13 protein-coding genes are annotated in these 12,712 nt (G+C 34.8%); 8 read left to right on the forward strand and 5 right to left on the reverse strand.

Features of this window, described 5'->3' with window-relative positions:
- Positions 1 to 12: 12 nt before the first annotated feature.
- The 8 genes from AC000W_RS11535 (at position 13) to ribB (ending at position 7,296) form a co-directional block, all read left to right on the forward strand.
- Positions 13 to 327: a thioredoxin family protein gene (locus AC000W_RS11535; protein ID WP_474748461.1), complete on the forward strand. Its 315-nt coding sequence runs from the start codon at positions 13 to 15 to the stop codon at positions 325 to 327.
- Entirely contained in the window at positions 308 to 565 is a 258-nt protein-coding gene (locus AC000W_RS11540; protein ID WP_474748463.1) for a DUF6952 family protein, read from the forward strand. Before AC000W_RS11535 ends, AC000W_RS11540 begins: the two co-directional genes overlap by 20 nt.
- 111 nt (positions 566 to 676) lie before the next feature.
- On the forward strand, positions 677 to 1,183 hold the full coding sequence (gene tpx / locus AC000W_RS11545; protein WP_474748464.1) for a thiol peroxidase: 507 nt from the start codon (positions 677 to 679) through the stop codon (positions 1,181 to 1,183).
- Positions 1,176 to 1,541: a diacylglycerol kinase gene (locus AC000W_RS11550; protein WP_474748466.1), complete on the forward strand. Its 366-nt coding sequence runs from the start codon at positions 1,176 to 1,178 to the stop codon at positions 1,539 to 1,541. Before tpx ends, AC000W_RS11550 begins: the two co-directional genes overlap by 8 nt.
- 63 nt (positions 1,542 to 1,604) lie before the next feature.
- Positions 1,605 to 3,980, forward strand: coding sequence for an FtsK/SpoIIIE family DNA translocase (locus AC000W_RS11555; protein WP_474748467.1), 2,376 nt, complete (start codon positions 1,605 to 1,607; stop codon positions 3,978 to 3,980).
- Positions 3,981 to 3,985: 5 nt separating this feature from the next.
- On the forward strand, positions 3,986 to 4,630 hold the full coding sequence (lolA1, locus tag AC000W_RS11560; protein ID WP_474748469.1) for an outer membrane lipoprotein periplasmic chaperone LolA1: 645 nt from the start codon (positions 3,986 to 3,988) through the stop codon (positions 4,628 to 4,630).
- 72 nt (positions 4,631 to 4,702) lie between these two features.
- Positions 4,703 to 6,157, forward strand: coding sequence for an LptF/LptG family permease (locus AC000W_RS11565; protein ID WP_474748470.1), 1,455 nt, complete (start codon positions 4,703 to 4,705; stop codon positions 6,155 to 6,157).
- Entirely contained in the window at positions 6,154 to 7,296 is a 1,143-nt protein-coding gene (ribB, locus tag AC000W_RS11570) for a 3,4-dihydroxy-2-butanone-4-phosphate synthase (RefSeq protein ID WP_476658679.1), read from the forward strand. Before AC000W_RS11565 ends, ribB begins: the two co-directional genes overlap by 4 nt.
- Positions 7,297 to 7,300: 4 nt before the next feature.
- Here ribB and AC000W_RS11575 read toward each other — a convergent pair whose 3' ends face one another.
- From AC000W_RS11575 to AC000W_RS11595, 5 genes are all read right to left on the reverse strand, one after another.
- Entirely contained in the window at positions 7,301 to 8,494 is a 1,194-nt protein-coding gene (locus tag AC000W_RS11575) for a DegT/DnrJ/EryC1/StrS family aminotransferase (protein WP_474748472.1), read from the reverse strand.
- An 11-nt stretch (positions 8,495 to 8,505) separates the two neighbouring features.
- Entirely contained in the window at positions 8,506 to 9,138 is a 633-nt protein-coding gene (locus tag AC000W_RS11580) for a nitroreductase family protein (RefSeq protein ID WP_474748474.1), read from the reverse strand.
- A gap of 5 nt (positions 9,139 to 9,143) precedes the next feature.
- Positions 9,144 to 9,899 carry a sulfite exporter TauE/SafE family protein gene (locus AC000W_RS11585; protein ID WP_474748475.1) on the reverse strand — a complete coding sequence of 252 codons (756 nt, stop codon included), beginning with the start codon at positions 9,897 to 9,899 and terminating at the stop codon, positions 9,144 to 9,146.
- A gap of 171 nt (positions 9,900 to 10,070) precedes the next feature.
- The gene (locus tag AC000W_RS11590) at positions 10,071 to 10,694 is read right to left on the reverse strand and encodes a response regulator (RefSeq protein WP_474748477.1); all 624 of its coding nucleotides are present in this window, start codon (positions 10,692 to 10,694) and stop codon (positions 10,071 to 10,073) included.
- A 627-nt stretch (positions 10,695 to 11,321) separates the two neighbouring features.
- A complete protein-coding gene (locus AC000W_RS11595; RefSeq protein WP_474748478.1) occupies positions 11,322 to 12,551 on the reverse strand; it encodes a cell envelope biogenesis protein OmpA in 1,230 nt (409 codons plus the stop codon).
- Positions 12,552 to 12,712: the final 161 nt, after the last annotated feature.

Consider the following 12,712-nt stretch of genomic DNA (forward strand, 5'->3'; position numbering starts at 1 on the left):
CTATAAATTGTTATGATATTAGAATTAGAAAACGATAACCTGCAAGAACTGGTATCTAAAAACAAAACGGTTGTGGTACAATATTCCGCCTCTTGGTGTGGCAATTGTCGCATTATGAAGCCAAAGTTAAAAAAGGAGGCATCAGAAAATACAGATGTCATTTTTATAGTGGCCGATGCGGAAAAATTTCCAGAATCAAGAAAACTTGCCAAAGTGGACAACTTACCCACATTCGCAAGCTTTGTAAATGGAGAGTTCAAAAATCAGGTTCAGACGAACAAGTATGATGTTTTAAAAGAATTTGTACATGAAGTTGCCAGTAATTAAACATCTTACAGGGTTCATTGATGAGCATGATGAGGATTATGTAGTCGAAACAATTGAGACTTTGGAAGCTTTGACCGAAGTTTCATCCTTAAAAGATGAGGAATTAGATGTAATTGGTGAGCTAATATCTAATATGTATGGAGCGTTGGAAGTACACAAATCCATAAAAGAAGGTGTTCTAAAAAAAGACGCGCTCAATGAGTTTATGAAACGGGTTACTGGTTCTATCGATACATAAAAATTCTAAAAAGCAAAGTAAGCCTTTCCTATATGGAAAGGCTTTTTGTTTTTATGAAGGTAGATTTCATTTATATTTTTTAATTTCACGCAGAATTAAAAACACTATCTCATGGCTACAATAACCTTAAAAGGGAATCCAATACATACTTTAGGAAACTTACCAGAAATTGGGAGTTCCGCTCCTAATTTTAACCTTACAAAAAATGACCTTTCCACAGATAGTTTAAGCAACTATGAAGGAAGAAAAGTGGTTCTTAATATATTCCCTAGTATTGATACTGGTACTTGTGCGCAATCTGTGAGACAATTTAATACTGAAGCAGCCGAGCTAGAAAATACTGTTGTTCTGTGCATTTCCAAAGACCTTCCCTTTGCACAAGCTCGCTTTTGTGGCGCAGAAGGAATAAGTAATGTGGTAATGCTTTCAGATTTTAAAGATGGATCTTTTGGAAAAGCGTATGAATTAGAATTTACAGATGGGCCATTAACAAGCCTGCTTTCTAGATCTATTGTGGTTATAGATGAACAAGGGAAAGTAATCTACACGGAACAGGTTGCAGAAACAACCGAAGAACCAAATTACAAAGCTGTACTTGAAGCCTTGATGGATGCCTAAAGAGAATTTTTTTGTAAACAGATTTAAAAGTGTTGGGTTTGCCCTAAGAGGTGCATTGCTTTTGATTAGAACGGAAGCTAGCATTAAAACTCAGGTATTTATTGCTCTCCTAGTTACGGCAGCTGGTTTTTATTTTGAAATTTCTAGTATAGAATGGATCATGCAATTATTTGCTATTGGTATGGTTATGGGTGTTGAAGGGGTTAATACTGCCATAGAAAAAATAGCAGATTATATTCAGCCAGAGTTTGATAAAAAAATTGGGTTTATCAAAGACATTTCTGCAGGAGCTGTCATGTTGGTCTCCATAGTTGCTTCAATTATTGGACTCATAATTTACATTCCAAAAATATTTTAAAAGTTCATAACTAGAGCTTCGATTGTAAATTTGTAATTTAGCTCCAAATAAGCAAAACATTTAATGGCAAAGAAAAGAACAAAGTCAAAGCCAAAACCTAAACCCACTAAAAAAGGCTTTTCTTTTACCCTGTCCAAGCAAAATAAAATTATTTTGGGAAGTCTCCTTATTCTTCTCAGCATTGCTATGTTCTTTTCCTTTGTGTCCTTTTATTTTACATGGCAAGATGATCAAAGTTTATTGTCAGAATTTGCAAATAGAAACCAGCAAGCCAAAAATCTTTTGAATAAATTTGGCGCTAGTGTGGGTCACTTTTTTATGTATCAAGGCTTTGGGCTATCATCATTTATTTTTCCGTTTCTTGTTTGTATAACAGGACTTTACATGTTTCTAGGTCTAGACAAAAAAGGGTTGTTGGGTAAATGGATATGGGGATTTGTATTTGTCATCTGGTTGTCAATTGCTTTAGGGTTCTTTGCCATGACCAGACCACTTATGGGAGGTTTAATTGGCTATGAAATGAACGATTTTCTTCAGGATTACACAGGAAGAATTGGGGTACTCCTTCTTCTTATGTTTGGGTTAATGATTATACTGGTTCGCTTTTTTAAATTTACACCTGATGGAATCGTTAGCTATTTTAAGGAGCGTAAAAAATCAATAGCATCCGAATTTAATACCGAAGAAGCCAATGATGAAAATGGCGTTTTATTTGAAAAAGAAGATTCGGCTCCGGTAATTCTTGATACATACACTCACAAAGAAAATATTCCTAAGCTTAAAAAAGACCCTATTAAAGAGCAGCTAGAGATAAACATGGTTGAGGAAGAGGTTATTGAAGAGGAAAAGCTTGAAATGAAGGTCGAAAAAATTACTGAGGAAAAAGAGCTGACCAAGAATGTTGCCGATAAATTAGTAGAAGATTATGGTGAATTTGACCCAACACTAGAACTTGGGAATTACAAGTTTCCAGTTCTTAATTTATTGGAACAACATGGCTCAGGAACTGGCATTACCATAGACCAAGACGAGCTGGAAGAAAATAAAAATAGAATTGTAGATACCCTTAAAAACTACAAAATTGGCATTGCCCAAATTAAAGCAACCATTGGCCCAACAGTTACGCTATACGAGATTGTCCCTGAAGCTGGTGTACGAATTTCCAGAATAAAAAATCTTGAGGATGATATTGCCCTTTCACTGGCAGCATTGGGAATTAGAATTATTGCCCCTATTCCAGGAAAAGGAACTATTGGTATAGAAGTTCCAAATAAAAAGCCATCCACTGTATCTATGCGGTCCGTGATTGCTTCCAAAAAATTTCAAGAATCCAAAATGGAATTACCCATTGCTTTTGGAAAAACCATCAGTAATGAAACTTTTGTAGTGGACTTGGCCAAAATGCCCCACTTGCTAATGGCTGGTGCAACAGGTCAAGGTAAATCGGTTGGGCTTAATGCAGTGCTCACATCACTTCTATATAAAAAACATCCAGCAGAAGTCAAATTTATCTTAGTGGATCCTAAAAAGGTAGAATTAACGCTCTACAATAAAATTGAACGGCACTTTTTAGCAAAGCTACCAGATTCTGAAGAAGCCATTATTACGGATAATACAAAAGTGATTCATACCCTAAATTCTCTTTGTATTGAGATGGACAACAGATATGAGTTGTTAAAAATTGCAATGGTCCGTAATCTAAAAGAGTACAATACCAAATTTAAGGCACGCAAACTAAATCCAAATGATGGACATAAGTTTTTACCCTACATCGTATTGGTTATTGATGAGTTTGCAGATTTGATTATGACTGCTGGTAAAGAGGTAGAAACACCCATTGCTAGGTTGGCACAATTGGCCAGAGCTATCGGTATTCATTTAATTATAGCAACACAAAGACCATCCGTTAATGTAATAACTGGGCTTATAAAAGCAAATTTCCCTGCTCGTATTGCCTTTAGAGTTACTTCTAAGATAGATTCAAGAACCATTTTAGATTCCCAAGGAGCAGATCAATTAATTGGTCGAGGAGATATGCTGTTTACACAAGGAAATGATATTACTCGACTGCAATGTGCCTTTGTAGACACTCCAGAAGTTGAGAAAATAACAGAATATATTGGTTCTCAACGAGCCTACCCAGATGCTCATTTATTACCAGAGTATGTAGGTGAAGATTCTGGCACAAGTCTTGATAATAATATATCTGATCGGGATGCCATGTTTAGAGATGCGGCAGAAGTTATTGTTATAGCACAACAAGGTTCAGCATCTTTAATACAACGAAAATTAAAATTGGGATATAATAGAGCTGGTAGAATTATTGACCAATTGGAAGCAGCAGGAATTGTAGGCCCATTTGAAGGCAGCAAAGCTAGACAAGTTTTAGTCCCAGATATGTATGCTTTAGATCAATTATTGAACAACGAAACAAATTAAGACAAATGAAACGAGTATTTCTTTTTATTGCACTTTTTATAACTTCAATCACTATTAATGCCCAAAATTCTTCCAAGGCCAAATCGTTGTTGGACGAGGTGTACAGCAAAGTAAAGAGTTACGACAATATCTACATCAATTTTATACATTCTCTTAACAATGCCGAGGCCAATATAAATCATGAGACCAGAGGTGATGTAACAATGCAGGGGGATAAATATATATTTAATTATATGGGTTCTCAACAAATGTATGATGGTAATAAAGTTTACACTATTGTTCCAGAGAATGAAGAAGTAACCATTGAGGACAAATCAACAGATGACAATACCATAACACCTTCCAAAATGCTTACATTCTATAAGCAAGGACATACTTATGCATGGGACATTCTGCAAAATGTTCAAGGAAGAAAAATTCAATTTGTAAAGCTTACCCCTATTGATACCAATTCAGAAATTAAATCTATTTTATTGGGGATTGATGTAGAAACAAAACACATTCATAAACTTATTGAGACTGGCAGCAATGGTACTAAAACAACGATTACTGTTAATTCTTTTAAAACTGACCAGCCTTTGTCAAAAACCTTGTTTACTTTTGATGAGAATAAGTATAAAGATGAAGGATACTACATCATAAGAAGTTAGCCATTGCGAATTCTAGACCGATATATACTACAAAGGTTTCTATTTAATTTTTTCAGCTCGTTTGTTATATTGATGTTCATCTTCATATTCCAAACAATCTGGCTGTTTATAGACGATTTAGCAGGTAAAGGTTTAGATATCGTAATCATTGGTAAATTTATTTTTTATTTAATGCCTAATCTTACGGAAAAAGTACTTCCCTTAACCGTATTACTTTCCTCCATTTTAACTTTTGGGACTTTTGCGGAGAATTATGAGTTCGCAGCCATGAAAGCATCTGGTATTTCCCTACAGAGGGCTATGATGAGCTTAATCGTGTTTGTGGTTATTTTAGGTGGTGTTACTTTCTTTTTTGCAAACAGTGTTATCCCTGCATCAGAACAGAAAATATATAATCTTAGAAAGAATATTGCCAAAGTAAAACCTGCAGTTGCCATTGCAGAAGGTGTTTTTAGTGATTTTGAAGGTACTGGCGAAGGAACCAATATTAAAGTGAACCGTAAATATGGAGACAACGACCGATTTTTGGAAGATGTCATCATACACAAAAAGAATAAGACCAACATTAATAACACTGTCATAAAGGCAAAAACTGGTGAACTGGCGAGTAGTAAGGATTCGGATATTCTTCAACTTATTCTTAAGGATGGTCATTATTACGAAGAAATAAAATCTGATGGGAAAAGCAAAAGCAATGACCAAATGTACCCTTTTGCAAAATCTAACTTTGAAACCTATACTATAAATATTGACTTATCTGATTTTAACAATGTTGACTTAGAAGAGGAAAGAAATATAAGTACGGATAAGATGAAAAACATATCGCGCTTATCCAAGGACATAGACTCTATTAGAAAAGACAACCATAAAATAGTATCGGAATTTTCAAAAAATATTACTAACAGAATGGGGGCTTTTGTTGTAACCCCAAAAGATACTTTAAAAAAGAAAAAAATGTCCGCCCAGGATAGTATAAGAGCAGTTTCGGCAAGATCATATAAGGAATCCAACGAAACACCTAAAGACTCTTTTCAAAGCATCATAGGATTATTTAAGGAATGGCAAAGAGAACAATTACTCAGCCAGGCAAAAAATTCCACAACGAACATAATTAATTCCATCTCAGGAAAAAAAGAGGATATAGACAGACGATACAAAATTTACAATCTACATATTTTATCCCTACATAAGAAATATGCTTTGGCTTTCTCATGCATTATACTCTTTTTTGTTGGTGCGCCTTTGGGTGCCATCATAAGAAAAGGCGGGTTAGGCTTACCAATGGTCATTGCTATTGTTTTATTTTTAACTTATTATTTTATAGGGGTTTTTGCTGGTAATTATGCCAAAGAGGGTGTTATTCACCCTATGTTAGGAGCATGGGTTTCTACCTTAATAATGTTACCTTTGGGTGTTATCTTAACAAAAAGAGCTACAGCAGATAGAGGTCTTACGAGTTTTGGAAATGTCATAGATTCAATAAAAAACTTGTTCAAAAAGAGAGAAAAAGAAGAAGCTGAGGTATGAATGTAACCATGGAAAAAAGTATTCAACTCAATACCATAGAAGAAGCTATTGCCGATATAAAAAAAGGTAAAGTTATTATTGTGGTTGATGATGAGAACAGGGAAAATGAAGGAGATTTTGTTGCAGCAGCAGAATTGGCCACTCCAGAGATGGTCAATTTTATGGCTTCCCATGGAAAAGGGTTAATATGTACACCGCTAACAGAAAGCAGATGTACCACTCTTGGATTGCATATGATGGTAAGCCATAATACCGATGCCCTGGAAACTGCTTTCACCGTATCTGTAGATCTTAGAGGAAATGGAGTGACTACAGGTATCTCTGCATCGGACAGAGCCAAAACTATATTGGCATTAACCAATCCAGATACAAAATCACATGATTTAGCAAGGCCAGGACATATTTTTCCATTGGTTGCCAAGGAAGGTGGTGTTTTACGTAGAACGGGGCATACAGAAGCTGCCATTGATTTTGCAAGGTTAGCTGGATTAAAACCCGCTGGTGTTATTGTTGAGATTATGAACGATGACGGCTCCATGGCCAGACTGCCGCAACTAATAAAAGTTGCTAAAAAATTTGACTTAAAAATAGTTTCCATAGAGTCCTTGGTTGCCTATAGAATGGAGCATGACAGTCTTATTGAAAAAGCAAATGATTTTAATATTAAGACCCGTTTTGGCGAATTTAGATTGCGTGCTTACAAACAAACCACCAACAATCATGTACATATTGCATTAACGAAAGGAAGTTGGGGAAAAGATGACAAGGTATTGACAAGAATAAACTCCACCTTAATTAACAATGACATATTGGGGACATTGACCAACAACCCTGACCAAAAATTGGAAGATATGTTCAATACAATCAATAAGGAAGGTAAAGGAGCCTTTGTTTTTATTAATCAAGATTCGCAATCATTGAACTTATTGAACCGTTTGACACAATTAAAAGATAGTCAAAGCAAAAATGAAATGAAAGCTCCGAAAATAGAAATGGATACTAAGGATTTTGGTATTGGAGCTCAAATTTTACACGATCTTAACATTAGCAAAATGAGGTTGTTAACAAACACTACTCAAACAAAACGTGTAGGCATGGTTGGGTATGGTTTAGAGATAGTAGAGTACGTTCCCTACTAAGGGTCTAGACGATGTTCCTTAATACTTCTGCCATTTTCTCAGCACGTTGTTTTACTTCATCTTTTGTCCAGCCCAGCTTAATTAAACAAGAGATATTTCTACCCACCCAATGGTCAGATTGTGAAAAATCAGCTTTGTTATAATCTGGCAATTGCTCGTACACTTCTTTTGGTAATTTTCCCAATGAGTCTAAATTGGTTAGATGTGACCATTTTTTATAATAGTGCCAATTGTTATCATACCAATAAAAACAACCATCCAATCCAGCACTTGCAAATTCAACAGATGCTTTTTTTGCCAATGTTTTTGTCTGCATAAAGAAACTTAAAAAGGAATAATTCTCAACCCCGCCTTCAGGAACTGTTCTAAATACTACCCCGTCAATACCGCTCAAAGCATTCTTTATAATTGCATAATGTTCTTCTTGAATCTTTAGAAATTCATCCAACCGTTCTATTTGGGCAACACCCACGGCAGCATTTAATTCTGAAATCCGGTAATTATAACCTAAAAATGGATGGCCTTCTGCTCCCCTATTATTTCCAACGTGATTGTGTCCATGGTCGGAATAATGGTCAGCATTCTTATAATAGGTAGAGTTATTGGTGATTATGGCACCACCTTCCCCGCAGGTAATAGTTTTTACATAATCAAAAGAAAAACATCCCAAATCTCCATAGCTCCCCAAAGACTTTCCCTTGTAACTACCCCCTATCGCCTGGCAGGCATCTTCTAACAATATTAAACTATGCTTGGAACAAATTGCTTGTAGTGCTTCTAAATTAGCCATAGAGCCACACATATGAACTGGCATTACCACCCTGGTCCTCTTTGTTATTGCTTTTTCAACAGCGATAGAATCTAAAGTTAGTGTATCGTCCACATCTGCCAAAATAGGTACAGCACCCAATGCCAAAATGGCTTCAAAACTGGCAACAAATGTAAAAGTGGGCAAAATGACCTCGTCCCCTGCACCCACTCCAGAACTTGCCAAAGCAATGGTCAATGCAGCCGTTCCACTACTAACCAATTGCGTGTGCTCTACTTGCATACGCTTGGAAATAGCCTTTTCTAACTCCCGAGCTTTCCAGTGACCATTTCGCATACCATCGAAACCATAGCGCATTAACACTCCAGAGTCAAGGACATCTTGTACTTCTTTTTTTTCTTTTTCTCCAAAAAGTTCAAATCCAGGCATATAATTTTATTCTAAGAAATTTCTATGATACTATCGTTAAGGTCTTTTCTAACTTTTTTCAATTCAGAAAACATATCATCATCAGCTCTATAACCCACGGGCATTACCAAAACTGAGGATAAACCCATATCAGTCAAATTCAATAGTTTATCATATGCAGAAGGTACAAAACCAGCCATTGGACAAGCATCAATTTTTTCGATAGCACAAATTGTCAAAAGATTTCCCATTGCTAAATGAGCCTGATTGGTGGACCATTCCCTAATTTCTTGGGCACTCTTATTGGAAAAGATACCAATCATCCTTTCCTTAAACGGATCTAATATTTCATCGGTTGTACCACGCACTTCTTTTACTCTATTAAAATAATTGATGATATATTGAGTATCAATTTTATTTTCAATACAAATTATCAAAAGATGTGACGCTTGACTTACCTGTTTTTGATTAAAGGAATGCTCCACGAGTGCTTCTTGTAATTCTTTGTTTTGTACTACAACCAAGCGAATAGGCTGCAATCCAAATGAGGTGGCCGTAAGGCTAAAGGCCTTTTTTAATTTTTCTATTTCGGATGATGGCAATTCTCGTTCTGCATCAAACTTCTTAACCGCATATCGCCATTCTAAATCTTTTACACTTGACATATTCTCTAATTAAAAAACCACAATTTAATGGCCATAGCAATTACCATAATGACCAAAAAAGTCTTTATGAAGCCATCTCCTTTTTTTACTGATATTCTACTGGACACCCATGCACCAGTACCATTCCCAATGGCTAAAATTAGACCTACTTCCCAATTTACCTTATCATTTAAAATAAAAATCGCTAGTGCAGAAAGGGTATAAATAAAAACCACAGCTACCTTGGTTGCATTAGCCCTTACCAAGGTCATGTGGTTAACATAATGTAAAAATAAGATAATTATAAAACCTAGACCAGCATTTATGAACCCACCATAGATACCAAAAAAGAAAAAGGCAAGAACACCCAACCAAAGATATTTCCCAGTAACACGTTCTTGTACCTCTTTTAAATTGATTTTTGGCATAAAAATGATGATGAGCACAACAGCTATCATTATTATTGCCAGAATCTTATTAAAAACATCTCCGCTAATATCCACAGCAATTGAAGCACCTATAATTGCTCCCAATAAGGCAGAAATACCCAAATAAATATTAAAGGGGAAAGTAGAGACACCTTTGCTTTTAAATCCGCTAGTTGCCAAAGCCGTTTGTATTACTATGGCCACTCTGTTGGTACCGTTTGCAACACTTGGAGGCAGCCCTAAAAAAATAAGAACAGGAAGAGATAACAAAGAACCACCACCTGCTACTGTATTTATAAACCCTACAGCAAAACCAGTTACTATTAAAAGTATATAATGGTACCATTCCTCCATTATGCAAAAATACGGGCAAAAGATTAATTGATGCCCTTGAAAGTTAAAACTTAAGCAAAAAAAAGTACCTATCCACCCCACACGATAGACAGGTACTAATAATCACCCTGATTAAAAAAAATTAGGATTTTTAGATTAAAGTATTTTTTCTTCTATAAACTATTCTTTAGATTATTGGATTTCCTGCAGTTTCAAAAGCGCTTCAGACTTTGAGTTTACATTCAGTTTTAAGTAAATATTCTGTATATGAAAGTTCACAGCACTTGGTGTAACAAAAAGCTTTTCTGCAATAGTTTTATAGGTTGCACCGTGACAAAGATGTTCTATAATCTGATTTTCTCTTTTAGAAAAAATATCATATGTTTTTCGTTGAAACATTGAAATTACTTTTCTTGCAATATCATTACTTAAGACTGCTCCTTCAATTTTAACTGAGTCCATTGCATGAAAAAACCTTTCTGGACTCAATGGCTTGGACATAAAACCATTGCATCCATTAACAAAAGCTTCCCTAATAGTTTCATCGTCAATATCATTGCCCATCATAATGACTTTTACATTAGAATCTTTCTTTTTGAACAATGAAATTCCATCAATTCCAGATACTATAGGTAAGGAAACTTCTGAAACTATAATGTCTGGCTTAATTTTATTATAATCATGAAGAGCATCGTCTATTGAAGCATAAATGCCTCTTAAAGAATAATCTTCATTGTCTTTAAAGTACTCTGCGTATCTGTAATTGCTTACTGGGTCGTTATCAATCACAATAATTTTTAAAACATTTGATTTCATAACTCTTGGGGTTTTAGGGGAATTCTATATTATTAAACAAATAAGAATATCCATGGTTATTATTAAAGAACTTTAATATAATCGTCTGCTCTTTGTTCCAAAGCTTAAATCTTAAAGGTTACTGTTTAGGAAAGAAAACAACTAGCCCCACATTTACTTTACATAAAAATGAATGCCAAGAAATGGCCACAAAATTAGTCGCCTTAAAATTGCATTTACATCTTTTAATACAAGTATGCTGGGAAAAATAAAAAACTGAATTCTATACTAAATCAGAGTTTAAGACTCAGGTTCTAGAATTTCAGAAAGTGACAGCTTTTAACTAAGGAAGTTAAAGAGCTCCATTTTTTCATATTAAAGCTTAGTTTACCATTATGAGCATGGTTTGCAATACGGTTAAAAAGTAGGTTTGTAATCATAAGTTTGGGGGTTTTAGGGTATCAACTTCATTTAAATCAGTAATAAACTTATTCAAAATTTCATAAAACTTAGTATTTAAGTAGCATTTTTCGTTAAAATGCATACTCAAAAATCTAATTTATTCCACAAAAAACCCTAACCCGCACAAGATTTGTACATGATTAGGGTGCCTAAAACCTACGTTTTGGTATAATTAGGACATTTTATTTATTCATCTTCGTAAACTGAAGTAGAATAATCTACTTGCCAGCTTTTACGGATAGTTTCCATGGAATTGTATTTTTGACGCTCATCTAGCTCTTGGTCCTTATTATTAGTAGGTGTAAATGCCACTTTCTGAATATTAGAATCTCCACCTCTATTAGACATTACAAAACCACCTTCATCCTTAAAAGAAATTGAAAAATCATCTTTATTACTGTTTATTGGACTTCCCATATTCATGGCTAAATTAACCTTGCTTTGGCCAACTTGGGTCATATAAATATCCAATCCTCCGTGTCCTTTTCGTCCTTCAGAAGCAAAAAATAATGTGTTCCCATCGGCGAGACTTGGATATAAATCGTTCTTCTTAGTATTTACTTTTTGTCCTAAGTTCTTGGAAACCCCTACACTACCGTCTTGGTATAAATCAGCAACATAAATATCATAGTCGCCAAAACTACCAGGCATGTTAGATGCAAAGAACAAACGCTTACCATCAGCGGACACGGCTGGGTGTTTTGCTGAGTAGTTTTTGGGGCATACTGCTACTTTTTCAAAATTTGTCCATTCACCATTTACCTTTTCTGCTTTGTATATTTTATAAATTTGTTCCTTTTTAGAAAACATACCATATAAGGGTTTTACAAAATCTACTTTACTAAAATATGCTGTTCTCCCATTTGCCGTTACTGCAATTGGTGCATCATACTCTTTAGATTCCATAGAGGTTTTTCCAATAAAGTTTTGAATGGCAACAGGTTCTTCTTCTTTTATTACAAATTGAGAATTTGAGGGCTCAAAAACCAATTCTTTAAATTTCTCAGATGAAGAACTACTCTTTTTTTCTTTTGTAGTCATATTTTTTAACTGATAATCTGCTTTAACAACAGATAACCAATCTTTCTTATCCATATTGGAGAAAGACATTGCTTGGTTTACCTCTTTTTTCGCATAATTATATCGTTCTTGGTAACTAGGCTTTAATACGCCATCTGGGCTAATTTTAATAAGTTCATCATACCAGAAAGCAGCTTGGCTATAATTCTCAGTTAAAAAGTAGGCATTTCCAAGGTCTTCAAAAACTTCTTTATCACTATAACCAAGTGCTTTTAATTTCTTGTAGGTATCTTGATTAATCTCGCTATCAGCGTTATTATTCTGGGCAATCATTGCGTTGCTTAACAATGCAATAACACATCCAATGATTGCCTTGTAGGTAGTGGCTTTTTTCATAAGAGTAAGATTTGAGTTGTTTGTTTTACCAAAGTTGCCCAATTGTTTTTAATGTTCTACTAGTAAAATTTCATAGGTTTATAGAAAATTGAGTGTTTTTCTACTAAAATTGGGTAAATCACCTATAATAATTTGCCGTTCATCGGGTTTTTTAAAGATTG

It is taken from the genome of Saonia sp. (assembly GCF_056326165.1).

What these genes read in the sequence shown, in the direction of transcription:
- AC000W_RS11535 (WP_474748461.1), top strand. Translation starts at nt 13, where the DNA reads ATGATATTAGAATTAGAAAACGATAACCTGCAAGAACTGGTATCTAAA.
- AC000W_RS11540 (WP_474748463.1), top strand. Translation starts at nt 308, where the DNA reads ATGAAGTTGCCAGTAATTAAACATCTTACAGGGTTCATTGATGAGCAT.
- tpx (WP_474748464.1), top strand. Translation starts at nt 677, where the DNA reads ATGGCTACAATAACCTTAAAAGGGAATCCAATACATACTTTAGGAAAC.
- AC000W_RS11550 (WP_474748466.1), top strand. Translation starts at nt 1,176, where the DNA reads ATGCCTAAAGAGAATTTTTTTGTAAACAGATTTAAAAGTGTTGGGTTT.
- AC000W_RS11555 (WP_474748467.1), top strand. Translation starts at nt 1,605, where the DNA reads ATGGCAAAGAAAAGAACAAAGTCAAAGCCAAAACCTAAACCCACTAAA.
- lolA1 (WP_474748469.1), top strand. Translation starts at nt 3,986, where the DNA reads ATGAAACGAGTATTTCTTTTTATTGCACTTTTTATAACTTCAATCACT.
- AC000W_RS11565 (WP_474748470.1), top strand. Translation starts at nt 4,703, where the DNA reads ATGTTCATCTTCATATTCCAAACAATCTGGCTGTTTATAGACGATTTA.
- ribB (WP_476658679.1), top strand. Translation starts at nt 6,154, where the DNA reads ATGAATGTAACCATGGAAAAAAGTATTCAACTCAATACCATAGAAGAA.
- AC000W_RS11575 (WP_474748472.1), bottom strand. Translation starts at nt 8,494, where the DNA reads ATGCCTGGATTTGAACTTTTTGGAGAAAAAGAAAAAAAAGAAGTACAA.
- AC000W_RS11580 (WP_474748474.1), bottom strand. Translation starts at nt 9,138, where the DNA reads ATGTCAAGTGTAAAAGATTTAGAATGGCGATATGCGGTTAAGAAGTTT.
- AC000W_RS11585 (WP_474748475.1), bottom strand. Translation starts at nt 9,899, where the DNA reads ATGGAGGAATGGTACCATTATATACTTTTAATAGTAACTGGTTTTGCT.
- AC000W_RS11590 (WP_474748477.1), bottom strand. Translation starts at nt 10,694, where the DNA reads ATGAAATCAAATGTTTTAAAAATTATTGTGATTGATAACGACCCAGTA.
- AC000W_RS11595 (WP_474748478.1), bottom strand. Translation starts at nt 12,551, where the DNA reads ATGAAAAAAGCCACTACCTACAAGGCAATCATTGGATGTGTTATTGCA.